General features: G+C 68.2%; 24 protein-coding genes. 3 read left to right on the plus strand and 21 right to left on the minus strand.

The annotated features are described in order from the left end of the window. Nucleotides 1–122: 122 nt before the first annotated feature. A complete protein-coding gene (locus tag ABZ796_RS18010; RefSeq protein ID WP_357338649.1) occupies nucleotides 123–2,150 on the minus strand; it encodes a protein meaA in 2,028 nt (675 codons plus the stop codon). An 83-nt stretch (nucleotides 2,151–2,233) separates the two neighbouring features. After that, a complete protein-coding gene (locus ABZ796_RS18015; protein WP_357338650.1) occupies nucleotides 2,234–2,542 on the minus strand; it encodes an STAS domain-containing protein in 309 nt (102 codons plus the stop codon). A gap of 198 nt (nucleotides 2,543–2,740) precedes the next feature. Between ABZ796_RS18015 and ABZ796_RS18020 the strand changes: the two genes are divergently transcribed. Next, a complete protein-coding gene (locus tag ABZ796_RS18020; protein ID WP_357338651.1) occupies nucleotides 2,741–3,313 on the plus strand; it encodes a cob(I)yrinic acid a,c-diamide adenosyltransferase in 573 nt (190 codons plus the stop codon). A 9-nt stretch (nucleotides 3,314–3,322) separates the two neighbouring features. Here the strand turns inward: ABZ796_RS18020 and ABZ796_RS18025 are convergent, their stop codons facing one another. Continuing rightward, the gene (locus tag ABZ796_RS18025) at nucleotides 3,323–4,318 is read right to left on the minus strand and encodes a helix-turn-helix domain-containing protein (protein ID WP_357338652.1); all 996 of its coding nucleotides are present in this window, start codon (nucleotides 4,316–4,318) and stop codon (nucleotides 3,323–3,325) included. 378 nt (nucleotides 4,319–4,696) lie between these two features. Here ABZ796_RS18025 and ABZ796_RS18030 point away from each other — a divergent pair, with 378 nt between their 5' ends. Further along, nucleotides 4,697–7,864, plus strand: a complete 3,168-nt coding sequence (locus tag ABZ796_RS18030; protein WP_357338653.1) for a DEAD/DEAH box helicase — start codon at nucleotides 4,697–4,699, stop codon at nucleotides 7,862–7,864. 93 nt (nucleotides 7,865–7,957) lie between these two features. Here the strand turns inward: ABZ796_RS18030 and ABZ796_RS18035 are convergent, their stop codons facing one another. The 18 genes from ABZ796_RS18035 to prmC form a co-directional block, all read right to left on the minus strand. Next, nucleotides 7,958–9,115: an MFS transporter gene (locus tag ABZ796_RS18035; protein WP_357338654.1), complete on the minus strand. Its 1,158-nt coding sequence runs from the start codon at nucleotides 9,113–9,115 to the stop codon at nucleotides 7,958–7,960. Nucleotides 9,116–9,171: 56 nt separating this feature from the next. Further along, nucleotides 9,172–9,795 (minus strand): DUF1707 and DUF4870 domain-containing protein, encoded by a 624-nt coding sequence (locus ABZ796_RS18040; RefSeq protein WP_357338655.1) that lies wholly within the window; start codon nucleotides 9,793–9,795, stop codon nucleotides 9,172–9,174. Nucleotides 9,796–9,898: 103 nt separating this feature from the next. Beyond that, nucleotides 9,899–10,315 (minus strand): DUF2550 domain-containing protein, encoded by a 417-nt coding sequence (locus tag ABZ796_RS18045; protein WP_357338657.1) that lies wholly within the window; start codon nucleotides 10,313–10,315, stop codon nucleotides 9,899–9,901. A gap of 51 nt (nucleotides 10,316–10,366) precedes the next feature. Then, nucleotides 10,367–10,759 carry a F0F1 ATP synthase subunit epsilon gene (locus ABZ796_RS18050; protein WP_357338658.1) on the minus strand — a complete coding sequence of 131 codons (393 nt, stop codon included), beginning with the start codon at nucleotides 10,757–10,759 and terminating at the stop codon, nucleotides 10,367–10,369. After that, the gene (gene atpD / locus ABZ796_RS18055; protein ID WP_357338659.1) at nucleotides 10,759–12,195 is read right to left on the minus strand and encodes a F0F1 ATP synthase subunit beta; all 1,437 of its coding nucleotides are present in this window, start codon (nucleotides 12,193–12,195) and stop codon (nucleotides 10,759–10,761) included. The genes ABZ796_RS18050 and atpD overlap by 1 nt, the downstream gene beginning before the upstream one ends. Before the next feature lie 26 nt (nucleotides 12,196–12,221). Then, nucleotides 12,222–13,148: a F0F1 ATP synthase subunit gamma gene (locus ABZ796_RS18060; RefSeq protein WP_357338660.1), complete on the minus strand. Its 927-nt coding sequence runs from the start codon at nucleotides 13,146–13,148 to the stop codon at nucleotides 12,222–12,224. 3 nt (nucleotides 13,149–13,151) lie between these two features. Beyond that, complete coding sequence (gene atpA, locus ABZ796_RS18065) at nucleotides 13,152–14,792, minus strand: F0F1 ATP synthase subunit alpha (RefSeq protein ID WP_357338661.1); 1,641 nt, start codon at nucleotides 14,790–14,792, stop codon at nucleotides 13,152–13,154. Nucleotides 14,793–14,901: 109 nt separating this feature from the next. Next, on the minus strand, nucleotides 14,902–15,714 hold the full coding sequence (locus ABZ796_RS18070; RefSeq protein WP_357338662.1) for a F0F1 ATP synthase subunit delta: 813 nt from the start codon (nucleotides 15,712–15,714) through the stop codon (nucleotides 14,902–14,904). Continuing rightward, nucleotides 15,714–16,250: a F0F1 ATP synthase subunit B gene (locus tag ABZ796_RS18075; RefSeq protein WP_357338664.1), complete on the minus strand. Its 537-nt coding sequence runs from the start codon at nucleotides 16,248–16,250 to the stop codon at nucleotides 15,714–15,716. Before ABZ796_RS18075 ends, ABZ796_RS18070 begins: the two co-directional genes overlap by 1 nt. Before the next feature lie 26 nt (nucleotides 16,251–16,276). Next, nucleotides 16,277–16,495 carry an ATP synthase F0 subunit C gene (locus tag ABZ796_RS18080; RefSeq protein ID WP_357338665.1) on the minus strand — a complete coding sequence of 73 codons (219 nt, stop codon included), beginning with the start codon at nucleotides 16,493–16,495 and terminating at the stop codon, nucleotides 16,277–16,279. A gap of 79 nt (nucleotides 16,496–16,574) precedes the next feature. Beyond that, complete coding sequence (gene atpB, locus ABZ796_RS18085; RefSeq protein WP_357338666.1) at nucleotides 16,575–17,381, minus strand: F0F1 ATP synthase subunit A; 807 nt, start codon at nucleotides 17,379–17,381, stop codon at nucleotides 16,575–16,577. A gap of 114 nt (nucleotides 17,382–17,495) precedes the next feature. Next, nucleotides 17,496–17,912, minus strand: coding sequence for a hypothetical protein (locus ABZ796_RS18090; protein ID WP_357338667.1), 417 nt, complete (start codon nucleotides 17,910–17,912; stop codon nucleotides 17,496–17,498). A 103-nt stretch (nucleotides 17,913–18,015) separates the two neighbouring features. Next, nucleotides 18,016–18,276: a hypothetical protein gene (locus tag ABZ796_RS18095; protein WP_357338668.1), complete on the minus strand. Its 261-nt coding sequence runs from the start codon at nucleotides 18,274–18,276 to the stop codon at nucleotides 18,016–18,018. Next, nucleotides 18,276–18,815: a hypothetical protein gene (locus ABZ796_RS18100; protein WP_357338669.1), complete on the minus strand. Its 540-nt coding sequence runs from the start codon at nucleotides 18,813–18,815 to the stop codon at nucleotides 18,276–18,278. The genes ABZ796_RS18095 and ABZ796_RS18100 overlap by 1 nt, the downstream gene beginning before the upstream one ends. Nucleotides 18,816–18,872: 57 nt before the next feature. After that, nucleotides 18,873–19,331 carry a hypothetical protein gene (locus tag ABZ796_RS18105; protein WP_357338670.1) on the minus strand — a complete coding sequence of 153 codons (459 nt, stop codon included), beginning with the start codon at nucleotides 19,329–19,331 and terminating at the stop codon, nucleotides 18,873–18,875. Nucleotides 19,332–19,429: 98 nt separating this feature from the next. Next, nucleotides 19,430–20,605: an MraY family glycosyltransferase gene (locus ABZ796_RS18110; RefSeq protein ID WP_357338671.1), complete on the minus strand. Its 1,176-nt coding sequence runs from the start codon at nucleotides 20,603–20,605 to the stop codon at nucleotides 19,430–19,432. After that, on the minus strand, nucleotides 20,605–21,336 hold the full coding sequence (locus tag ABZ796_RS18115) for an L-threonylcarbamoyladenylate synthase (RefSeq protein ID WP_357338672.1): 732 nt from the start codon (nucleotides 21,334–21,336) through the stop codon (nucleotides 20,605–20,607). The genes ABZ796_RS18110 and ABZ796_RS18115 overlap by 1 nt, the downstream gene beginning before the upstream one ends. After that, nucleotides 21,333–22,190, minus strand: coding sequence for a peptide chain release factor N(5)-glutamine methyltransferase (prmC, locus tag ABZ796_RS18120; protein WP_357338674.1), 858 nt, complete (start codon nucleotides 22,188–22,190; stop codon nucleotides 21,333–21,335). The genes ABZ796_RS18115 and prmC overlap by 4 nt, the downstream gene beginning before the upstream one ends. A gap of 175 nt (nucleotides 22,191–22,365) precedes the next feature. Here prmC and ABZ796_RS18125 point away from each other — a divergent pair, with 175 nt between their 5' ends. Further along, entirely contained in the window at nucleotides 22,366–23,277 is a 912-nt protein-coding gene (locus ABZ796_RS18125; protein WP_357338676.1) for a hypothetical protein, read from the plus strand. The last annotated feature ends 24 nt before the right edge of the window (nucleotides 23,278–23,301 follow it).

Raw genomic sequence — 23,301 nt, forward strand, 5'->3', positions numbered from 1 at the left:
AAGTGGCGGGAGGCGCTGTCTGCCTCCCTCTGCCCACATCACGAATGGCGACGACACCGGATCGACACGGCTCCCGAAGTTTTTTCGGGAGCCGTGTCGAGCCTCGGCTCAAGAGAGGCCCGTCAGGAGAGACCGTTCGCCTTACGGATGACCTCGACGATGTCGGCCATGATCTCGGTGAGGCTGAAGTCCTTGGGCGTGTAGACCGCCGCGACTCCCGACTCGAGCAGCGTCCTGGCGTCGGACTCGGGCACGATGCCACCCACGATGACGGGTACGTCACCGAGACCCGCCTCGCGCAGCCCCTCGACCACCGACGGCACCAACGACATGTGCGAGCCGGAGAGGATGGAGAGCCCGACGACGTGTACGTCCTCGGCGACCGCCGCGGCCACGATCTGCTCCGGGGTGAGCCGGATGCCCTGGTAGATGACCTCGAAGCCGGCGTCACGGGCCCGGACGGCGACCTGCTCGGCACCGTTGGAGTGACCGTCGAGGCCCGGCTTGCCGACGAGCATGCGCAGCTTGACGCCGAGCTCCTCGCCGGTGGCCTTGACCCGGTCGCGTACGGCCGAGAGCTCCGCACCTGCCTCCGCGGCGCCGACGGCGCCGGAGACACCGGTGGGCGCCCGGAACTCCCCGAAGACCTCGCGCAGGGTGCCGGCCCACTCGCCCGTGGTCGCGCCCGCACGGGCCGCTTCCAGGGTCGCCGACATCAGGTTGGCGTCGGTCTTCGCGGCGGCCGCCAGCGCGGCCAGCGCCTCGGCGACGGCCGACTCGTCACGCTCGGCCTTCCACGCCTCGAGGGAGGCCTTGGCGGCCTCCTCGGCGCGGGGGTCGGCCACCATGATCGCGGCGTCCAGGTCGGCGGTCAGCGGGCTCGGCTCGGTCGTGGTGAACTTGTTGACGCCGACGATGATCTCGTCGCCGGACTCGATCGCGGCGCGACGGCGCGCGTGGGAGGAGACCAGCTCGGACTTCATGTAGCCGGTGTCGACCGCGGCGATCGCTCCGCCCATGGCCTGGACCCGGTCGATCTCCTCCTTGGCACCGGCCACGAGCTCGGCCACCTTGGCCTCGACGACCGGCGAGCCGTCGAAGAGGTCGCCGTACTCCAGCAGGTCGGACTCGTAGGCCAGCACCTGCTGCAGGCGCAGCGACCACTGCTGATCCCACGGACGCGGGAGGCCCAGCGCCTCGTTCCAGGCGGGCAGCTGCACCGCGCGTGCACGCGCGTTCTTGGACAGCGTCACGGCGAGCATCTCCAGCACGATCCGCTGGACGTTGTTCTCCGGCTGCGCCTCGGTCAGGCCGAGGGAGTTGACCTGGACGCCGTAGCGGAACCGGCGCATCTTCGGGTCCTCGACCCCGTAGCGCTCACGGGTGATCTCGTCCCACAGCTCGACGAAGGCGCGCATCTTGCACATCTCCTCGACGAAGCGCACGCCCGCGTTGACGAAGAACGAGATCCGCCCGACGACCTTGCCGAAGTCCTCCTCGGAGACCTGGCCGGAGGCCTTGACCTGGTCGAGGACCGAGATGGCGGTGCACATCGCGTACGCGATCTCCTGCACCGGCGTCGCCCCGGCCTCCTGCAGGTGGTAGCTGCAGATGTTGATCGGGTTCCACTTCGGGATCTGGTGGACGGTGTAGGCGATCATGTCCGAGATCAGCCGCAGGGAGTGCTCCGGCGGGAAGACGTACGTCCCCCGGGAGAGGTACTCCTTGATGATGTCGTTCTGGGTGGTGCCGGCCAGCTTGGCGGCCACCTCGGCAGGGTCCATCCCGGGGTTCTGCTCCTCGGCGGCGACCTGATACATCGCGAGCAGCCACATGGCGGTCGCGTTGATCGTCATCGAGGTGTTCATCTCGGTGAGCGGGATCTGGTCGAAGAGCTTGCGCATCTCCCCCATGTGCATGATCGGCACGCCCACCTTGCCGACCTCGCCGCGGGCGAGGACGCTGTCGGGGTCGTAGCCGGTCTGCGTGGGCAGGTCGAAGGCGACCGAGAGACCGGTCTGACCCTTGGCGAGGTTGGTGCGATAGAGCTCGTTGGACGCCTCGGCGGTCGAGTGGCCGGCGTACGTCCGCATCAGCCAGGAGCGATCCTTCGCCGGGCGGCTCTGCTCGGAAGGCGTGGTGTCCGTCATAAGAGGCATGCTAGCCCCTCGGTTACCGCTCAGTAACCGGCTCCGGTGTGGAAGATGTCACTCGCCGGCCACTCCTTGACCCGCTACGCGATGAGCGGGGAGTTCTCCACCTCGAGCACACGATAGAGCCTGGAGAGGTGGAGCATCCGGCGCACCGCCGGGGTGCACCCCTGCAGAGTGAGGCGGCGGCCCTCCGCGTGGGCCTGGCGGGTCGCGACGGCGAGCAGCTTCAGCGCCGTCACATCAGCACTGCTCACGCCGGAGACGTCGAGCACGACGTCACCCTCCACCGAGTCGAGATGGTCATAGATCACGCTGCGTGCCATCCAGGTGCTGCGTACGTCGAAATCCCCGTTCAACACCAGCGTCGGCCCGTCGATCAAGATCTCCATGCCCTGCCTCCATCCCCCAGGAAGTGGATTGCCCTACACAGAAGCTCTACGCGTCACACGACGCTCCCTCTCGCCCACTATGACGCGCGGCAGCTTCGATTGGTTGCACCTCACCAGCCTCATTGGCCACTACCGTCACTATTTTCTGTCAAATGACCACGCTCGCCGGGAAGTGGGCCGTCCGCATAGGCTCAGCGCATGGTCAACCTGACACGCATCTACACCCGCACCGGCGACGCCGGTGAGACCCGGCTGGGCGACATGAGCCTGACCGCCAAGACTGATCTGCGGCTGGAGGCGTACGCGACCACCGACGAGGCCGGGGCGGCGATCGGTGTCGCACTGGCCCATGGCGGCATCGACGAGGACGTCGTGAAAGTGCTGACGACCGTCCAGAACGACCTGTTCGACGTCGGCGCCGACCTCTCGACCCCCGTCGTCGACGACCCCGAGTACCCGCCGCTGCGCGTCGAGCAGACCTACATCGACCGGCTCGAGGCCTGGTGCGACGAGTACAACGAGTCCCTGGAGAAGCTGCGCTCGTTCATCCTCTCCGGCGGCACCGTGGCCGCGGCCCACCTCCACGTGGCCCGCACCGTCGTACGCCGCGCGGAGCGGGCCGCCTGGGCCGCGTACGAGCTCCATGGCGAGACCATGAACAAGCTCGCCCTGACCTACCTCAACCGCCTCAGCGACCTGCTCTTCATCCTCGCCCGGCACGCCAACCGCGAGCAGGGCGACGTCTTGTGGGTGCCCGGCGGCGAGCGGTAGGGCTCGGCGTCACAGCCAGCCGCGACGCCCCGCCTCATAACCGAGCTGGAGGCGGGTGTCGACGTGCGCACGGTCCATCATCTGGCGCACCCGCCGCTGGACCGTACGCAGCGACAGCCCGAGCTGGGCCCCGATGGAGGCATCGGTCAGGCCGGCGAGCAGCAGCGAGAGCACCTTGGTGTCCAGGGGCTCGAGGCGATCGGCGGCCGTCTCGACCGTGCCCTCGGGCGTCGCGACCAGCTTGGGCGCGGAGGTCCAGATCAGGTCGAAGAGGGCGATGATCGCGTCGAGGAGACCGCTGGGGTGGAGCAGCAGGGCGTCCTGGACCGTGTTGTGCTCGCCCGAAGGAGTCGAGCCCTGCATGAGCGGGATCAGGGCGATCTCCCGGTCGACGATGAAGGCGCGCAGCGGCACCGTCGGCACCACCCGCAGCTCGATCCCGATCTCGAGGCCGGAGTCGATGGTCTCGTAGATGCCGGGGGTGTCGAAGACGGAGCGCTCGAGGACGATGTCGTGCCGGACCCCGCGTTCGATCGCGGCCCGCTCGGCCTCGTCGGCATCCTCCCGGGTGACGACCGCGGCCTGCGGTTTCTGCAGCGCCTGGATGCACTTCTTCGCCGAGTACTGCAGCTGGGCGAACCGCTGGGCGATGGCCTCGGTGCCGTGCACGACGTCCACGACGTCGGCCACGTCCCGGCGAGCCACCGAGCCGCGATAGAGCCCGGCGAGCTCGGTCATCTCGACCTGCGCGCGGCGCAGCTCGTCCTGGCGCTGCACGAGCAGCGCCCCGAGCGCCACCGCCGGCGGGGAGGCGACGTATCGGTCCTGGCCGGCCGAGGCCCGAGCGACCAGACCCTTCCCCTCCAGCGCGGACAGCACCGCCGAGACCGCGTAGGTGTCCAGCTCGGCCACCTCGGCCAGCTCCTCGAGGTTGGCCGAGGGCGCGCCGACCAGCTGGCGGTAGACCGCCTCTTCCAGGTTGTCGAGACCGAGCGCATCGAGCATCCGAGATGCCTTTCCGTGGCGGGGGAACGAACACCCGCAATCATGGCAGATATATGACACGTCACATTCCCGCCATAGCGGTTCGACTTGCATTCACCGGCAACTTGGCCGAAAGTATTCATCGCCACCTCGGTCCGGATCCCCCCGCTCGGATCGAGGTGGCTTTCCTTTTGCGCGACAAAGTTGTCGCGATCGCTTCGGATCCGGTTGTCCCGGACGAGATGGCGGACATGCGCCTATGCACGCCGCTGAATGCACCGCCACCCCGTCCTGGCGCCTCGCCGGTCTAGACCACTGCCACCGCAACGAACGAGACGCTGCTCACCACCAGCGTCCACGAAGTCGCAGAACCCGCCTCATGCTGGAAGAATAGATCGGGTGCCCTTGCTCGAAGCTCTCACGAACGACCTGCTCCGCGAGACCTTCGACCCTCAGACCATCGAGCGTGGCGAGGCCTACGCAGCCCAGGGCCGCGTCGGTGAGCCCCGGGTCACGGAGGTCGGCAACACGCTGCGAGCGGCAGCCGAGGTCAGGGGCACCAGCCCGGCTCCCTACCGCGTGACGCTCAACCTGGACTCCAGGAACGGCGTCGTCCGAGCGACGAGCTCGTGCAGCTGCCCCGTGCACAACAACTGCAAGCACGGTGCCGCGCTGGGCCTGGTCCTCGCCGGCTCGCGCACGGCGGCGACGCCGCTGGGCCCGTCGTGGGAGACGGAGCTGCGTACGCTCCTGGGCCAGCTCGCCGAGGACAACAAGCCCGAGGACGACCTGCCCGCGCTGGCGCTGGAGATCGACGTGCACAGCCCGCGATCGGCCGTTGCGGGCTCTCCGAGCGTCGAGCTGCGCCCGATGCGCATGGGCAACCGCGAACGCTGGGCGAAGACCGGCGCCGACTGGGCCAACATCCCCAACGCGGTGCCCGGCAAGGACTTCCCCCGCAGCCAGCTGCTCCCCCTGCAGGAGCTGGCTCGCCAGCTCCGCTCCGACCGGCTGCTCTACGCCCGTGGCTCCTCGCTCGGTCTCGCCGACTTCGGCGAGCACGCGGTCACCCTGCTCCGCGACGCGATCCGTGGCGGTGTGACCGTCCTGCCCGGCGAGAACGTACGCGGCGTGGTGATCTTCGACGAGCCGCTCTCGCTCGCCGGTGAGCTGCGCCGCGAAGACGGCGAGGCCGTCCTCCGCTTCGGGCTGGCCCACGGCGACCGGGTCTTCGCCGGCCCGACCGTGCTCCCGATCGGTCGCCCGACCCGCTCGGTGGGCGTGCTCGACGCCGGGGTGCTCCACCTCGCCGACCTGTCCGGACCGCTCTCGACCCACGCACAGCGACTGGTGACCGCCCGGGACCCGCTGACCGTCCCCGAGGCCGAGATCGGCACCCTGAGCGCTCTGCTGGGCCCGCTGGCCCGCCTGGTGCCACTGCGCTCGGCCGACGGCTCCCTCGACATCCCCGAGCCTCCCGCGCCCCGGCTGACCCTGACCGTCACCTGGCGCAGCTCGACCCATGCCACGCTCGGCTGGACCTGGGCCTACGGCGTACGTCACTACCCGGTGGACTCCCGCGAGGACCTCGGTCTGGTCCGCAACCCGGCCGAGGAGGCCGCGCTGCGCGCGAAGGTCTCGGCCGAGCTGCTCCGCAAGCAGGAGGTACGCGACGGCGACGCGCTCGCGCTCGCCATCCACGACCTGCCGGCGCTGCGTGAGGTCGAGGGCGTCGAGATCACCGAGGTCGAGCGGCCCGACTTCCGCGAGACCGACGAGGATCCCGAGATCTCCTTCGAGGTCACCTCGCCCGACGGTGCTGCCGTGGCCGGGCAGGACTGGCTCGATCTGCAGGTCGTGATCCGGATCGGCACCGAGGCCGTCCCGCTTCCCGACGTACTCGGCGCCCTGACCCGCGGCGACGACCACCTGATCCTCCCCAGCGGCACCTACATCACCACCGACCGACCCGAGCTCGACCGGCTGCGCAACGTCGTCGAGGCCGCCGGGCAGCTCCACGAGCGCACCGGCGACGGGCTCGCGGTCGGCAAGCACGACCTCGGCGTCTGGGCCGAGCTCGCCGAGCTCGGCGTGGTCGACCAGCAGGCCGCCGAATGGGTCCAGCGGGCCCAGGCGCTGCGCGACCTGCGCGAGATCCCCCGGCCGGAGCCGACCGGGCTGGCGACCGAGCTGCGTCACTACCAGCTCGACGGGTTCCACTGGCTGGCGTTCCTGCACGAGCAGGGCCTCGGCGGGATCCTCGCCGACGACATGGGTCTGGGCAAGACGCTCCAGGTGCTGGCCACGATCTCCCATGCCGTGCACTCGCAGCCGGGGCCGCGAGCGCCCTACCTCGTGGTGGCACCCACCAGCGTCGTACCGGCCTGGGTCCAGGAGGCCCGCCGCCACACCCCCGGTCTCCGGGTGAGCACGGTCAGCAAACGCATCGACTCCGTCGCCGAGGCGCGCGAGGATGCCGACGTCGTGGTCACGACCTATGCCATCCTCCGGCTCGAGCAGGACGCCTTCGCCGGGCGCCCCTGGGCCGGTCTCGTCCTCGACGAGGCCCAGCAGGTCAAGAACCACCAGTCCAAGACGTACGCGGCCGCCCGCCGCATCGACGCCCGCTGGCGTCTCGCGGTGACGGGCACGCCGTTCGAGAACCGGCTGATGGAGCTGTGGGCGCTGCTCTCGATCACGGCGCCGGGGCTCTACCCCAGCCCGCGGCTGTTCCGCGACACGGTGGTCTCTCCGGTGGAGAAGTCGGGCGATGATGCGGCGCTGCGCCGGTTCCGGACCCGGCTGCGACCGTTCCTGCTGCGGCGTACGAAGGAGCTCGTCGCCGACGACCTGCCGCCCAAACAGGAGCAGGTGCTCGGCGTCGACCTCAACCCGGCTCACCGCAAGATCTACGACGCCCACCTGGCCAAGGAGCGGCAGCGGATCCTGCACCTGCTCGACGACTTCAACGACAACCGGGTCGCGATCCTCAGTGCGCTGACCAGGCTGCGGCAGCTCTCCCTCGACCCCGGCCTCGTCGACCCCGATGACGACGAGGTCGGCTCCGCCAAGCTCGACACCCTCGTCGACCACATCGAGGAGCTCGCCGCCGAGGGCCACAAGGCGCTGGTCTTCAGCCAGTTCACCTCGTTCCTCGGCCGGGCACGCACCCGGCTCACGGAGGCGGGCATCGACGCCGCCTACCTCGACGGCGCCACCCGCGACCGCGGCGCGGTGATCGAGAGCTTCCGCGACGGCGACGCCCCGGTCTTCCTGATCTCCCTCAAGGCCGGCGGCGTCGGCCTGACCCTCACCGAGGCCGACTACGTCTTCGTGCTCGACCCCTGGTGGAACCCCGCCGCCGAGGCCCAGGCCGTCGACCGCGCCCACCGCATCGGCCAGACCCAGCACGTCATGGTCTACCGGCTGGTGTCGACCGACACGATCGAGGAGAAGGTCATGGAGCTCAAGGAGCGCAAGGCCGAGCTCTTCGCGAAGGTCGTCGACGGCGAAGGCGCCATGGGCTCCACCATCGGCGCCGACGACATCCGCGCTCTCTTCGACTAACGGGCGAAGCCCGTCTCGTGTAGCCGACTCGGCTCGTTCTAACGCGCCGACTCGGCATGTGTTCACGTCAGGATGAGCCGACTCGGCAGGCGTCTACGTACGCCGCCGCGCCACCGTCGCGGCCAACGCCGCAGCCGGGAGCATGAGGACGGCGACGACCAGGAGCGCCCTCAGGGTGCCGACCTGGTCCCCTACGGCCCCCAGGATCGGCGGGAAGCCCAGGAAGGCTCCGTAGGCCAGCGTCGAGACGACCGAGACGCGAGCGGCGGCCCGGGTCTCGTCGTCGGCGGCGATGCTGATCCCCAGGGGGAAGCCGAGGGCCGCGCCGAAGCCCCACAGGACGATCCCGGCCAGGGCGAGTCCGAACGAACCGGCGAACACGGTCAGCACGATCCCGGCACCCGCCAGCGCGGCCGAGGTGATCAGGACCGGCTGCCGACCGACCCTTTCGATCACCTTCGCGCCGGCGAAGCGCGCGAGGCTCATGCAGAGCACGAACGCCGCGTAGCACGCCACGCCGACCCGGTGGCTCACGTCGTAGCCGTCGATCATCGCCAGCGAGACCCAGTCGTTGGCGCTCCCCTCGGCGGCGGCGAAGGCGAGCACCATCAGCCCCAGCAGCAGCGTGTGGGGCGAACGCCAGGCGGCGAGCAGCTCACGCCGCGGCGAGTGCCCCTCCGGAGGCGGCTCCGCGGGGAGGAAGCCCGCGGTCCCCCACCAGCAGACCACCAGCGCGATGCCCGCGACCCCTGCGATGTGCCACACCGTCGGCAACGTACCCACCAGGGCGATGCCCAGCAGTCCACCGAGCACGGTGCCGACGCTCCACATCGCGTGCAGCTGCGGCATCAGCGTCTTGCCGCCGAGCCGCTCGACCGCAGCCCCCCCGACGTTCATGGCGACGTCCCAGATCCCGTAGCCGACGCCGTACGCCACCAAGAACAGCGCCACCAGCCACGCCTGCCCCAGCCAGCTGCCGGAGACCGCCACCATGGTCAGGGCGGCGACACAGAGGGCCGCGCAGCGGCGTACGACCCGGGCGGCGCCCCAGCGCATCACCAGCCCGCCGGCGAGCGGCAGCACGGCGACAGAGCCCACGCCCATCGCCAGCAGCATCAGGCCGACGGCCGAATTGTTCAGGCCGAGGCTCTCTCGGAGCGCCGGGATGCGGGAGATGAAGGTCGCGGACAGCAGGCCGTTGGTGGCGAACGCCACCACGGACCCGGCCTGAGCACCGCGAAGAGGCGTCACGAGTAAAGGCTAGTGGGCCCCGGGCTGCGTCCAGACGATGGGATCAGGTGCGGGAGTCAGTCCCGCTTCTTCTCGTACGGGCCGCCGCGGCCGAAGATCGGCAGCACCCACGGCTGGCGCAGCGGGGCGCCCGCGAGCGCGACGACCGCGAAGGCGGTCGCGAGGACCCAGGCGATCCCGTAGAGCGCGCCACCGAGCCCGAAGGTCACGATCGTGACCGCGAGCAGGGTGAGCTGCAGGTTGAGGGCGCCGGCGGCGTGGTGCTTCACGAACTCGGAGCGCTTGCCGACGGTGTAGTAGAGGATCGCGGGACCGACGACGATCGGCACCCAGGTCGTCGCCTGGGCGAGGGCAGCCAGGAGCCGCTCCTCGGTGGTGGGCGGCGGCAGCAGGTCGCGGGCGGGCTTCGCGGCCGCCGGAGCCGGGATCGGCGTCGGCTGCGCCACGAGGTCGCGGGTGATCGGCTCCAGGGCGGCGTACGTCTTCGCCTTCATGGTCAGGTCGAACCGGACATCGAACTCGGCCTGGTCGAGCCGGCCGTCGGCGTAGGAGGTCTTGAGCACCTCGATCACGCGGTCGCGGTCGGCATCGGTGCAGCGGAGCTCGTCGCCGGCGGGCGCAGTGGGCGGAGCGGGCGGTGTGGGCTGGCCGGGAACAGGAGTGGGAACAGTTGAGGACATACCTCAACGATCCGCCGCAGATGCCTTCTGGACAATCAGGGAAGCCCCCGAATGCAGACCGACCGACCCCGGTGTTGTGCCGGAGACGGTCAGAGGAAGACGCTCAGAAGACGGTCCAGGTGGACCGCATCGGGCGGGACTCGAGCCAGGCCTGGAAGCCGATCAAGGTCTGCTGGTCCATGGCGAGGTCGATGTGCTCGCCCTTGACGTCGCAGGTCACGATCAGGCTCTCGGGGTAGAGGACGAGCTCCTCGATCCCCTCGGGAGAGCGACTGGAGATGTAGGAGATCTCGACGCGGCGCCAGACCCGTTTGGGCTTGGGCGAGAGCGAGAAGATCCGGAACCACTCCAGCTGGGCATCACCGGAGTAGCGACCGATACCGATGACCCAACCGCGCCCGGGACTGGTGTCCCGGACGCGGTGGCTCAGTTCGAAGACGCCGCCGTTACGAGCGAGCAGGCGGCGGCGTACGGCGATCCCGATGCCGTAGGCGAGGACAAGCAGAAGCGATGCGGCCACAACGACCAGTAGCAGCTCCCACCATGCCATCCGGGTATCGCCTCTCTTCCCCTATGAGGCCTTCTCGACAGCGCGGATGCGCGCCTCGGCGTGGCGGATGCGCTTCTCGGCGTCGTTGTTCGTGCCGAGCAGGCGACGGGCCTCCTCGAGGTCGACCTGAGCCTGGTCGAGGTCGATCTCGTGGGCCAGCAGCACGTACTCGGACAGGATCGAGACGCGGTCGTTGGCCACCGAGAGGAAGCCACCGTCGACGGTCGCGATGACCTCGGTGCCCTCCTCCGGAGTGATCTCCACGACCGCCTCGGTGAGAGCCGACAGCACCGGCGCGTGACCGCGCAGGACGCCGACATCACCGTCGACCGTTCGGGCGATGACCATGGTGGCCCCACCGCTCCAGACCACGCGGTCTGCAGCGACGAGCTCCACCTGAAGTGCGTCCGTCATCAGAGGCTCTTCTGGATCTCGGCCCACTTCGCCTCGACGTCGTCGAGGCCACCGCACATGAAGAACGCCTGCTCGGCGACGTGGTCGTACTCGCCGTCGGCGATCTTGTTGAACGCCTCGATGGTGTCCTTGACCGGAACCGTCGAGCCCTCGATGCCGGTGAACTGCTTGGCGACGTAGGTGTTCTGCGACAGGAACCGCTGGATCCGGCGAGCGCGGGAGACGATGATCTTGTCTTCCTCGGAGAGCTCGTCGACACCCAGGATCGCGATGATGTCCTGCAGCTCCTTGTTGCGCTGGAGGATCTGCTTGACGCGGACGGCGCAGTCGTAGTGGTCCTGACCGATGTACTGCGGGTCCAGGATTCGCGACGTCGAGGTCAGCGGGTCCACCGCCGGGTAGATACCCAGCGACGCGATCTCGCGGGAGAGCTCGGTGGTCGCGTCCAGGTGGGCGAACGTGGTCGCCGGAGCCGGGTCGGTGTAGTCGTCGGCCGGCACGTAGATCGCCTGCATCGAGGTGATCGAGTGACCACGCGTCGAGGTGATCCGCTCCTGGAGCAGACCCATCTCGTCGGCGAGGTTGGGCTGGTAACCCACGGCCGAAGGCATCCGGCCGAGCAGGGTCGAGACCTCGGAGCCCGCCTGCGTGAAGCGGAAGATGTTGTCGATGAACAGCAGCACGTCCTGGCCCTGGACGTCGCGGAAGTACTCCGCCATCGTCAGCGCCGAGAGGGCCACGCGAAGACGCGTGCCCGGCGGCTCGTCCATCTGGCCGAAGGTCAGGGCGACCTTGTCGTAGACGCCGGCCTCCTGCATCTCGTGGATGAGGTCGTTGCCCTCACGGGTGCGCTCGCCGACACCGGCGAACACGGAGACACCACCGTGGTTCTTGGCGACTCGGGCGATCATCTCCTGGATGAGGACGGTCTTGCCGACGCCCGCACCACCGAAGAGGCCGATCTTTCCACCGGTCACGTAGGGGGTGAGGAGGTCGATGACCTTGATGCCCGTCTCGAACATCTGGGTCTTGGACTCGAGCTGGTCGAAGGCCGGAGCCTTGCGGTGGATGCCCCAGCGCTCCTTGACCTCGACCGTGGCCGGGTCGACATCGAGGATGTCGCCGGTCGCGTTGAACACGTGGCCGAGGGTGACGTCACCCACGGGCACCGTGATCGGGGCGCCGGTGTCGCTCACGGAGGCACCGCGGACGACGCCGTCGGTCGGCTTCAGCGAGATCGCGCGGACCATGCCGTCACCGATGTGCTGGGCAACCTCGAGCGGCAGGACGGAGGTCTCACCGCTGATGGTGACCTCGACCTCGAGCTTGTTGTAGATGTCCGGCATGGCGTCGACGGGGAACTCCACGTCGACGACCGGGCCGATCACGCGGGCGATGCGGCCCGTCGTGGTCTTCTCGTCAACCTGTGCGGTCATTTTCTAGTCAGTCTTTCTGTGGGTTCTCAGTCGTTCGCAGCCTGGGCGTCGGCCAGCGCGTTCACGCCACCGACGATCTCGCTGATCTCCTGGGTGATGCCTGCCTGGCGAGCCTGGTTGGCAACCCGGGTGAACTTCTTGATGAGCTCGTCGGCGTTGTCGGTAGCCGACTTCATCGCCTTCTGACGCTGGGCCAGCTCGGAGGCGGCTGCCTGCAGCAGCGCGAACCAGATCCGGCTCACGACGTACTGCGGGAGCAGCGAGTCGAGCACGGTCTCGGCCGAGGGCTCGAACTCGTAGAGCGGCAGGACGTCGCCCTCGGCCGGAGCCTCGGTGCCCTCCACGACCTCCAGAGGCAGCAGACGTACGGCCGTGGGCTTCTGCGTCATCATGGTGATGAACCGCGTGTAGACCACGTGGACCTCGTCGACGCCGGGAGCGGCGGCCTTCTCGGCCTCGGTGCCCTCGACGAAGACCTCGATCAGCTTCTCGCCGATCTCCTTGGCCGCGTCGTAGTCCGGGCGGTCGGAGAAGCCGGTCCAGGCCTGCGCCACGGAACGACCGCGGAACTTGTAGAAGGCCTCCGCCTTGCGTCCGGTGACGTAGAGGTCGACCTCCTTACCCTCGGCCTTGAGCTTCTCGACCAGGCCCTCGGCCTCCTTGAGCACGCTCGAGGAGTAGGAGCCGGCCAGGCCACGGTCGCTGGTGACCACCAGCACGGCGGCGCGGGTGGGCGTCTCCGGCTCGGTGGTCAGCGGGTGGTCCACGTTGGAGTAGGACGCCACCGCCGAGACGGCGCGGGTGAGCTCACGGGCGTACGGCGCGGCCGCATTGGCCCGCTGCTGCGCCTTGATGATCCGGGACGCAGCGATGAGCTCCATGGCACGCGTGATCTTCTTCATCGACTCCGTCGACTTGATCCGCGCGCGGAGTTCACGCACTGACACGGCCATGGGTCAGCCCCGCTTCTGCTTGACGATCTGCTCCTGCTCGACGTCCTCGTCAGCGAGGGCCTCTTCCTTGGCGGAACCCGGCTTGACCGAGGCGCCCTCCGAGGTCTCGAACTGGTCGAGGAAGCTGTCGTACGCCCCGTTGAGCGCGGACTCCGTGGAGTCGTCGAACTTCAGCGACTCGCGGATCGCGGCCAGCACGCCCTCGTGCGAGCGACGCAGGTAGTCGAGGAACTCCTGCTCGAACTTGAGCACGTCCTCGGTCGGGACGATGTCCAGGCGGCCGGTGGTGCCCAGCCACAGGGAGACGGTCATCTCGTCGATCGGGTAGGGCGAGTAGGCCGGCTGCTTGAGCAGCGCCATCAGCCGCTGACCACGGGCCAGCTGCTGCTTCGAGGCCGCGTCCAGGTCGGAGGCGAACATCGCGAAGGCCTCCATCGCGCGGTACTGCGCGAGGTCGACCTTGAGCGAGCCGGTGACGCCCTTGAGCGCCTTGGTCATCGCCGCGCCACCGACGCGGGAGACCGAGACACCGACGTCGATCGCCGGACGCTGGTTGGCCGCGAACAGATCGGACTGCAGGAAGATCTGACCGTCGGTGATGGAGATGACGTTGGTCGGGATGAACGCCGAGACGTCGTTGGCCTTGGTCTCGATGATCGGCAGACCGGTCATCGAGCCCGCGCCCATCTCGTCGGAGAGCTTCGCGCAGCGCTCCAGCAGCCGGGAGTGCAGGTAGAAGACGTCGCCCGGGTAGGCCTCACGGCCCGGCGGACGGCGCAGCAGCAGCGACACGGCGCGGTAGGCCTCGGCCTGCTTGGTCAGGTCGTCGAAGACGATCAGGACGTGCTTGCCCTCGTACATCCAGTGCTGGCCGATGGCCGAGCCGGTGTAGGGGGCGAGGTACTTGAAGCCGGCGGAGTCGGAGGCGGGAGCAGCCACGATGGTCGTGTACTCCAGCGCGCCGGCCTCCTCGAGGGCGCCACGCACGGAGGCGATGGTCGAGCCCTTCTGGCCGATGGCGACGTAGATGCAGCGAACCTGCTTGTCGGGGTCACCCGAGTCCCAGTTCTGCTTCTGGTTGATGATCGTGTCGATGGCGACCGTGGTCTTACCGGTCGCGCGGTCGCCGATGATCAGCTGACGCTGGCCACGGCCGATCGGGGTCATCGCGTCGATCGCCTTGATGCCGGTGGCGAGCGGCTCGTGAACCGACTTGCGCTGCATCACGCCGGGAGCCTGGAGCTCCAGGGCGCGACGGCCGACCGTCTCGATGTCACCGAGACCGTCGATCGCGGTGCCCAGCGGGTCCACGACGCGGCCGAGGTAGCCGTCACCGACGGGGACGGAGAGAACCTCGCCCGTACGTCGGACCGACTGGCCCTCCTCGATCTTGTCGAAGTCGCCCAGGACGACGACACCGATCTCGCGGGTCTCGAGGTTCAGGGCGAGACCGAGGGTCCCGTCCTCGAACTCGAGGAGCTCGTTCGCCATGGCCGAGGGCAGGCCCGAGACCTGGGCGATGCCGTCGGCAGTCCGCGCGACAGTGCCGACCTCCTCGGTCTTCGCCGCCTCGGGCTTGTAGTCCGCGACGTACTTTGCCAGCGCGTCCCTGATCTCGTCGGGACGGATGGTGAGCTCCGTCATCTCTGCCTTCTCTCTCGTTCTTACGTCGAAGTCTGTGTCACACAGGGGTCGTACGGCCAATTGGTCTGCTTCGGGCTTCGCTTCAGCATGGTGAGGCCGTGATGCCGGATCAGCCGGCGAGTGCTCGCTGCGCCCCGTCGAGGCGGCTGGAGATGGTGCCGTCGATGACGTCGTCACCGATCGAGACCTTGATGCCGCCGACGATGGCCGGGTCGACCACGATGTTCAGGTGGACCTCGCGGCCGTACTTCTTCGCGAGGGCCGCGGCCAGGCGGGTGGTGTCCGCCTCCGAGAGCGGAGCGGCCACGCGGACGACCGCGGTGCTTTCGCCCGCGACCGCGGCGGCGACCTTCTGGTACTCACCCAGCGCGACCGTGGCGGTGCGGTAGGTGCCAGCGAGCGCCTGCTTGGTCAGCGTGACCGTCGCGGGCAGCGCCTTGCCGCCGAGAAGGTCGTCGACCAGCCTGATCTTGTCCTCGGTCGTGCGGGCCGGGTCGGAGAGCGCGTCGCGCAGCTCCGGCGTCTCCTGCACGGCCTGCTGGACCGCGAACAGCTCGTCGATGAGGCGATCAGCCTCGCCGCCGGCGCTGAGGACCGCGGCGATCTCGCTCAGTCGCTCGAGCGCGTCGCTCAGGTCGCCGGCGTGCGTCCAGCGGCACTTGACCGCCGACTCGACCACACCGAGGGCCGTTGCGTCGACCTTCCCGCCGAACAGCTCACCGACGAGGCCGGTCTTGGCCTCTGCCGGCACCGATGCGTCGGTGACGAAGCGGCGCAGAGCTGCCTCGGCGCGGAAGGCCTGGGAGACCTCGAAGAGGGTGTCGGCCGCCTTGGCCGCCGCCTCAGGAGAGGCGGAGACAGCGGTCTTCAGCTCCTCGGTCAGGGCGGCAACGGCGTCGGCCGACGCTCCACGGAAGTCCATCAGTGAACCCCTGCCTCGAGGTCGGCGAGGAACCGCTCGACCACACGGCTGGCACGCTCCTCGTCATCGAGGGACTCGCCCACGATGCGACCGGCGAGACCGGTGGCCAGCGAGCCGACCTCGGTCTTCAGCGACGTAGCAGCCGCCTGGCGCTCGGCCTCGATCTGCGCCTTGCCGGCGGTGATGATGCGCTCGGCCTCGGCCTGCGCCTCGGCGCGAAGCTCGGCCTTGATCGCAGCGCCCTCCTCGCGAGCCTGCTCGCGGATGCGGGCCGCCTCGTGGCGGGCCGACGCGAGCTGCTCCTCGAGCTGGGCGAGCTTGGCATCTGCCTCGGCCTGCTTGGCCTGGGCGTTCTCGATGCCGCCTTCGATCGCTGCGGTTCGATCGGCGTACGCCTTCTCGAAGTTCGGGACGATGAACTTGGAGATCCCGATGTAGAGGATGGCGATGACGATGAAGCCGAGGATGATCTCCGGAACGTGCGGGATCAGCGGGTTGGGCGCTTCCTCCGCTGCCATTACCTGGGTAAGGATCATGTCGAAACCTCAGTCGTTCCCCGGCGTCAGGGCTTGAGGACGAAAGCGAGAGCGAGGGAGATGATGAAGAACTGCTCACACAGGACGAAGCCGAAGATGGCGATCGTCTGCAGGCGGCTCTGAGCCTCCGGCTGGCGGGCAACGCCGGCGACGTACGCCGCGAAGATCAGGCCGACGCCGATGGCCGGGCCGATCGCAGCGAGGCCGAGGCCGACCATGTTGAGGGTGCCCAGGGCGATCTCCATGGGTTTTCCTTTCGGGTTGTTGACGCCTGATGCGTCAGTTGTTGTGCGTCGTTGGTTTGGTAGGGGGTTGCTTCGGAGCTCAGTGCTCGTCGGCGATTGCCTGGCCGATGTACATGGCCGAGAGCAGGGTGAAGACGTAGGCCTGCAGGAACATGATCAGCATGTCCAGGAAGCTCACCGCGATGCCGATGATGAACGACAGCACACCGGCGGTGACACCGAGGAAGACCGGTGAGTAGTGCAGGATCAGGTACGCGCCGCCGATGGAGAACAGCGCGAGCAGCAGGTGACCGGCGAACATGGTCGCGAACAGACGAAGCGCGAGCGTGAACGGCCGGACGATGATGTTGGAGAAGAACTCCAGCGGGACCAGCATGATCAGGATCGGACCGCTGATGCCGGCCGGAACCGTCTGGTGCTTCAGGTAGCCGAAGAAGCCATGCTTGGCGATGCCGACGGCGTTGTAGATCAGCCAGGTGAGCAGCGCGAGCGCCGCCGGGTAGCCGATGTGCGACATCGTCGGGAACTGGACGAACGGGATGATCCCGTAGAAGTTGTTCACCAGGATGAAGAGGAAGATGGTGAACAAGTAGGGCACGAACTTCATGAAGTCGTGCGAGCCGATGTTGTCGCGGGCGATGCTGTTGCGCACGAAGCCGTAGGCGTACTCGCCGACGAACTGCAGGCGCCCAGGGACGACGGCCGCCTTGCGCGACATGGCGTAGAACAGCACGAAGGCGACCACGGCGGAGAGGATGACCAGGAGCGAGATCTTGGTCAGAGCCCAGTCGCCGGATCCTGCGATCGGCGGCAGGTTGAAGTCCGCGGGCCCCGGGATGTGGGGCTCCGGTGCGGACGCCAAGACACTGGCGGCAAGCGACTTCACGCTGTCTCCTGTTTCTTCGAAACTTACGATTCTGGGGGGGCGAGCCCTGTGGCTCAGGTATCATCCCGGCGGCCACCCCCGACGGCCCGGACGATATCAGGCGTTACTGGCGAGTCATGCGTCTGCCCCCGGGAGGTCGAAGAGCGGGATCCGCTCTCGTCGCACCAGGAATGCAAAGGACGTTGTCCAAGCGATGGTGACCACAACGATCAAGAGGGCAGCCGTGCGAACGACAACACTCTCTGCCTGGGTCGAGAGCACCAACAGGACCGCGAACAGCAGCAGCCCCTGAAGGGTGAAGACACCGAACGACCCCGGAAGCGAGAGGACCGGCCACTTGGCAGCGATCCAGAACATCGCCCAGGTGCCGGTACCGAGCACGACCAGGGCAGCGATGGAGCCGATCAGCGCGCCGATCAGGCCGGTGCTTCCGGCCACGAAGAAGGCCACCACGAGGGCTACGAGCGCAGCGGCACCAGAGACTGCGGCAGAACCTCGCAGCACCATGGTCTTGCTGGTTGCGGTCGTCATCGTCGGCGGCCGTTCTCTCTGGGGGCATTTCACGTGTTCAGGAGCGTATCCCGAACGCTCGTGAAAACTATCACAAGCGTGTTTGGGTGCCCTAATTGATCGATCAAGATCGCCTGATCGACTCGTGCTCCCACTGCCTCCAGACCTGTGCACCGACCTTCGCCAGGTCGATCCCACGCTGACGGTGCTCGTCAATGACCTCGTCGTACCACTGCTGCATGGCCTCACCGAAGCCCGCGTCGCGCATCAGGTCGAAACGGCTCGAACTGCCTACCTGATAGGCCTGGATCCGGCGGGCGAGGTCTGCGTCACGAGTGCGCTCGAGCAGCCCCTTGACCGTCTCGTCGAACAACTCCCGTGCCATCACACGGCCCCATTGACGTCTGGCGCAGTCCAACGCGGAACCTCGGGAAACTTGGTGTCCTGCTGGAACCGCGCAAGCTGAGAGAAACCCGCGACGAGCTGCTGCGCGGCAGCGAGCGCCAAGTCGAACGCGGTCTTGTACATGTTGACCTTCGAGAGCAATCTACTCAGACCCGCCGGGGTCACCGTGTTCAGCGCGGACGTCAGCAGTTCCGCCAGACTCTTCGGCTCGGGAATCTCATCCAGGACCAGTCCGAGCAGTTCGTTCAGGGCGTCGATCCGCGCCCTGTATGCCAGTGACTCTGCGATCATCCGGTCCCGGTAAGCCCCGAATCCAGAACCGCTCTCGCACACCACGTCTCGTACCTTCTTGAGGTACTCACGGGCAGAGTTGGACGCGTTGCCCTCCCACTTGCCGTCCAGTGACTCGATGACTCCATCGAGGTCCCAGATGATGTCGGTCAACGTCTGGATCGCCATATCCAGCGCACCCAGCGCTTCCCCCACCTTGGTCCAGTCCCCGCTCAGCTGGAGCTCCAACTTCTTGAGTGGATCCTCGATCCCCAGTTTCTCCAACGTGTTGCCGACCCACTTGAACTAGAGCTGATCGTCGATCTTCTTGCTGATGTCGAGGAACTGGTCATAGTCCTCGAAGCTCCCGCTTGGCCCCTCCTTGAACTTCGAGGCGTACTCCTCTTCGTCGATCCCCGGTGTGGCGAACGAGCCCGTGCCAGGTCGGTCGATCTCGGGCATCACTTCGTCCGCCCTCCGAGCCACATCAAGGTCCGTGGTCTCGTAGTCGCGAGCGATCGCGCGGAGCGTTTCGGCGACTCCTTCCATCATCCGACGGTATTCGCCGGTCGACCCGTAGGAGTCGAGGAGAGCTTCACGGAGCATGTCGACTTCGGACGCAATCTCGCTCAACACGCTGGAGTCGCGGGGTACATGCATCCATTCGGACGCCGCCTTGCGGATGTAGTCCGCCTTGTCCGACAAGCTGTCGAAGTCCCTGGCAGCCGCACGGATGGCCGCGGGCCGCACAACGAAACCGTCCACCTGAACCCCATTCAACCCGAGATATCGGTCAGTTGACCGAGGCGACCAGTTTGCATCGACCCGACGAAACCGACAAGGGCAATGTGCGCCTCAGGAGATCAGTGGGGCTGGTTCTCCAGCGGGGTGATGTCCTCAGGGACCTCGAGGAGCTTGTCGGTGCGCTCGCCGCGGATCTTGGGGAGGGCGAACGTGAGGATCACGATGAGGGCGGTGGCGACCACGACGCCGACGATGACGACCGGGCCGCGGTAGAGGGTCACGAAGACGGAGCCGAAGGACATCAGCCCGGCCCAGAGCCACATGATCAGCACGGCACGACGCTGCGAGTGGCCGATCTCCAGGAGGCGGTGGTGGAGGTGCTTCTTGTCCGCGGCGAACGGGGAGCGGCCGGCGCGGGTGCGGCGTACGACGGCCAGGACGAGGTCGACGAGCGGCACCACCAGGATGGTCAGGGGGAGCAGCAGCGGCAGGAAGGTGACCAGGAGGGCCGTGGAGGCGTCGAAGGCGTTCACGTTCAGACCGCCGGCGTTGTACGAGCCCGAGAGGGTGACCGCGCTGGCGGCGAGGATCAGGCCGATCAGCATCGAGCCGCTGTCCCCCATGAACAGCCGAGCGGGGTGCCAGTTGTGGATCAGGAAGCCGACGCAGGCTCCGGCGAGCGCGACGGTCAGCAGAGCCGCGGTCGACGCGCGGCCGATGTCGTTGATCCGGGTGAACTGGTAGCAGAACAGGAACAGCGCCAGCGCTCCGATGCCGACGACACCGGCGGCCAGACCGTCGAGACCGTCGATGAAGTTGACCGCGTTGACCACGGTGATCACGACGAGCCCGGTGAGCAGCGCGCCCTGGGCGGGGTCGATGGAGAACTGGGTGCCGTCGGGGAAGGTGATCAGGCTGTACTGCAGGTTGAAGCCCACCAGGATCGCGGTCGCCAGCACCTGACCGCCCAGCTTGGTGAGGGCGTCGAGCTCGAAGATGTCGTCGACGACGCCGACGACACAGATCAGCGCACCGGCGAGGATCACGACGCCGGTGTCCTGGAGCACGAAGTCGGGCGCATCGGCCAGGAACGGCAGCTCACGGGCGACCAGGTAGGCCGCGACCAGGCCACCGAGCATCGCCACGCCACCCATGTAGGGGATCGGAACGGCGTGTACGTCACGGTCGCGGACCTTCGCGACGGCCCCCGTGCGCATCGCGAACTCGCGGGCGACGACGGTGAGCAGGTAGGTCACCACGGCGGCGACCAGGAAGAGGAGGACGTAGGCGCGCATCAGGCTTCTGAGTCGGCGTCCGTGGCGGGCATATCGGTCTCGGCCTCGGCTGCGGGATCAGGATCACCGGGTCGGCGGATGGCGACGTCGTGCTCGGCGAGGATCTCGTTGATCCGGTCGATGCTGATCGCGCCCTCCCGCAGGACCTTCGGCTCGTCACCGGTGGCGGAGATGATCGTGGAGGCCTCACCGACGGGCGACTCGCCGCCGTCGATGATGGCCTTGACCATCTTGCCGAGCATCTCGTCGGCCTGGTCGGCGTTGGTCGCGGCCGGCTTCGTGGTGCGGTTGGCCGAGCTGGTCGCCAGCGGACCGACCCGGTCGATGATCCGGCGCAGGATGTCGGAGTCGGGGATGCGTACGGCCACGGTCTGGCGCGCCTCGCCGAGGTCCCACTGCAACGACGGCTGCTGGTGGAACACCACCGTCAGCGCGCCCGGCCACAGCTCCTCGACGAGGCTGCGCGCCCAGTCCGGGACCCGGGTCGCGAGGGCGTCGAGGGTGGCGACGTTGGAGATCAGGACAGGCGGCGGCATCGCGCGGCCCCGGCCCTTGGCAGCGAGCAGGCCCGCCACCGCGCCCTTGTCGAACGCGTCGGCGGCGATGCCGTAGACCGTGTCGGTCGGGACGATCACGAGCTCGCCGGCCTGCAGGGCCGCCGCCGCAGCATCGATCGCCTTGGTCTGCTCGTCCTCGGTCGCGATCGGGTAGCGCTCAGTCACAGTGCTCATGTTGCCAGTTGCGCGGTCGTGAAGCGCGGACGGCCTGCCAGATCGAGATGATCGCGTACGTCCTGCCAGCGTCCGGTGGCCGAGAAGACCGCCGGCGCTCCGCCGTTGTCGGCGTTCGACCCCTGCTCGTCGGCATGCTCGAAGCCGACCACTCCCCCGGGCCTGAGCAGCTCGGCGGCTCGCCGTTCCAGGACCCGGATCGCGTCCAAGCCGTCCTGCCCGGAGAAGAGGGCGAGGTCGGGGTCGTGGTCGCGTGCCTCGGCCGCCACCGACTCCCAGGCCTCGAGCGGGATGTAGGGCGGGTTGCAGACGAGCACGTCGACATGGCCGTCCAGATCGGCGAACGCCTCGGCCATGTCACCCTGCCGGAGGTCGACGCCGGTGCCGGTCAGGTTGCGTACGGCCCAGGGGTAGGCGTCCTCGGAGAGCTCGACCGCATGCACCTGCGCGCCCGGGACCTCGTCGGCGATGCTCTTGGCGATCGCTCCCGATCCGGTGCAGAGATCGACGACGACGGGGGCCTCGATCGCGGTGGCCCGCTCGATCGCCCAGCCGGCGAGCAGCTCGGTCTCGGGCCGAGGCACGAAGACGCCAGGACCGACGGCGAGCTCGACGTGCCGGAAGTACGCCACGCCCGTCAGGTGCTGCAGAGGCTCGCGTCCAGCACGGCGGGTGAGCAGGTCCGCATAGGCCTTCTCCTGGTCCTCCGACACGTCATCGACCAGGACGAGGCGGTTGCGGTCGGTGTCGAGGACATGGGCCAGCAAGATGGCCGCATCGGCGTCCGGGCTGTCGATTCCGGCCTCTTCGAGCTCCTTTCGGGCACTTGCCAGAAGTGTGCGCGGGGCGGTCATGGGCAACAGCTCCTGAATGTGTTAGTCATGCTTTACCCGGCTGAGGGTAACGTTCGGGCGCTTCAACGGTTCTTCCGGTCATATCGGGGGACGCGGGACTGGCCGCACACCTCGTCGGGCGCTGTGCTGCCCCACCATCACACCCGAGATCTCCCCCGGAAGGAAACATCACCCCATGTTGAAGTGGCTTTTGCTGCTTGCACTCATCCTCGTCCTCGCTCTTCTGATCTGGTTCTTCTTCGGACGTCCGATCCGCAAGGACGCCAAGGCCGCACATCAAACGGACGACGACAGCCCGGCGACCGAGCCCACCAGCGCTCCCGTGGCCGCTGCTGCGGTTCCCGCCGAGACGTCCGTGACCGAGCCGGTCGCCGACGAGACTCCGGCGGCTGAGGCTCCGGCTGACGAGACCGCCGAGGCATCGGAGACCTCCGCCGCCGAGGTGACCGAGGCGGACACCGCTGCCGTGGTCGCCGAGGCTGAGAGCGTCACCGCCGCTGCGGCTGCCGAGGCGACCACCGAGCCGACGGCCGACGACGCCGAGACCCCGGCTCCCACCGCCGAGGTCATCCCCGAGACCGCTCCCGCCGAGGCGCCCGCCGCGACCAAGGGTGCTCCCTACGCCGGGGCAGTGCTGCCGGCTGCTGACGGGAGCAGCTCGGATGCTGCGTACAGCATCAAGGGCAGCAGCGGGAAGAAGTACCACACGACGGCGAGCCCTTACTACGGCCGTACGAAGGCGGCCGTCTACTTCGACTCCGAGGAGTCGGCCGAGGCGGCCGGGTTCGTGCGGGCGAGCAGCGACTTCTACGACCGCAGCAAGAAGGCCGACACCACCGAGACCGAGCAGCCGCTGCCGCCGGCGAGCAGCTACGGCGCCGGTAGCGCCGACCCGCTCGAGGACGGCTCCAGCCCCCACGCGACGTACGTCGTGAAGGGCAACATCCGTAAGGACGGCGCGAAGCGCTACCACACCTCCGCCAGCACCGCCTACAAGCGGACCCAGGCCGAGGTCTGGTTCGACAGCGAGGCCTCCGCCCAGGCCGCCGGGTTCGTGGTGGGCTTCAAGAAGAAGGCCGACGCCTGACCCGCATCGGCAGAACTCGAAGGT

The organism is Nocardioides sp. NPDC047086, from assembly GCF_040643685.1.
Taxonomy (GTDB): Bacteria; Actinomycetota; Actinomycetes; order Propionibacteriales; family Nocardioidaceae; genus Nocardioides.

What these genes read in the sequence shown, in the direction of transcription:
- ABZ796_RS18010 (WP_357338649.1), bottom strand. Translation starts at nt 2,150, where the DNA reads ATGACGGACACCACGCCTTCCGAGCAGAGCCGCCCGGCGAAGGATCGC.
- ABZ796_RS18015 (WP_357338650.1), bottom strand. Translation starts at nt 2,542, where the DNA reads ATGGAGATCTTGATCGACGGGCCGACGCTGGTGTTGAACGGGGATTTC.
- ABZ796_RS18020 (WP_357338651.1), top strand. Translation starts at nt 2,741, where the DNA reads ATGGTCAACCTGACACGCATCTACACCCGCACCGGCGACGCCGGTGAG.
- ABZ796_RS18025 (WP_357338652.1), bottom strand. Translation starts at nt 4,318, where the DNA reads ATGCTCGATGCGCTCGGTCTCGACAACCTGGAAGAGGCGGTCTACCGC.
- ABZ796_RS18040 (WP_357338655.1), bottom strand. Translation starts at nt 9,795, where the DNA reads ATGTCCTCAACTGTTCCCACTCCTGTTCCCGGCCAGCCCACACCGCCC.
- ABZ796_RS18050 (WP_357338658.1), bottom strand. Translation starts at nt 10,759, where the DNA reads ATGACGGACGCACTTCAGGTGGAGCTCGTCGCTGCAGACCGCGTGGTC.
- atpD (WP_357338659.1), bottom strand. Translation starts at nt 12,195, where the DNA reads ATGACCGCACAGGTTGACGAGAAGACCACGACGGGCCGCATCGCCCGC.
- ABZ796_RS18060 (WP_357338660.1), bottom strand. Translation starts at nt 13,148, where the DNA reads ATGGCCGTGTCAGTGCGTGAACTCCGCGCGCGGATCAAGTCGACGGAG.
- atpA (WP_357338661.1), bottom strand. Translation starts at nt 14,792, where the DNA reads ATGACGGAGCTCACCATCCGTCCCGACGAGATCAGGGACGCGCTGGCA.
- ABZ796_RS18070 (WP_357338662.1), bottom strand. Translation starts at nt 15,714, where the DNA reads ATGGACTTCCGTGGAGCGTCGGCCGACGCCGTTGCCGCCCTGACCGAG.
- ABZ796_RS18075 (WP_357338664.1), bottom strand. Translation starts at nt 16,250, where the DNA reads ATGATCCTTACCCAGGTAATGGCAGCGGAGGAAGCGCCCAACCCGCTG.
- ABZ796_RS18080 (WP_357338665.1), bottom strand. Translation starts at nt 16,495, where the DNA reads ATGGAGATCGCCCTGGGCACCCTCAACATGGTCGGCCTCGGCCTCGCT.
- ABZ796_RS18090 (WP_357338667.1), bottom strand. Translation starts at nt 17,912, where the DNA reads ATGACGACCGCAACCAGCAAGACCATGGTGCTGCGAGGTTCTGCCGCA.
- ABZ796_RS18095 (WP_357338668.1), bottom strand. Translation starts at nt 18,276, where the DNA reads ATGGCACGGGAGTTGTTCGACGAGACGGTCAAGGGGCTGCTCGAGCGC.
- ABZ796_RS18110 (WP_357338671.1), bottom strand. Translation starts at nt 20,605, where the DNA reads ATGCGCGCCTACGTCCTCCTCTTCCTGGTCGCCGCCGTGGTGACCTAC.
- ABZ796_RS18115 (WP_357338672.1), bottom strand. Translation starts at nt 21,336, where the DNA reads ATGAGCACTGTGACTGAGCGCTACCCGATCGCGACCGAGGACGAGCAG.
- prmC (WP_357338674.1), bottom strand. Translation starts at nt 22,190, where the DNA reads ATGACCGCCCCGCGCACACTTCTGGCAAGTGCCCGAAAGGAGCTCGAA.
- ABZ796_RS18125 (WP_357338676.1), top strand. Translation starts at nt 22,366, where the DNA reads ATGTTGAAGTGGCTTTTGCTGCTTGCACTCATCCTCGTCCTCGCTCTT.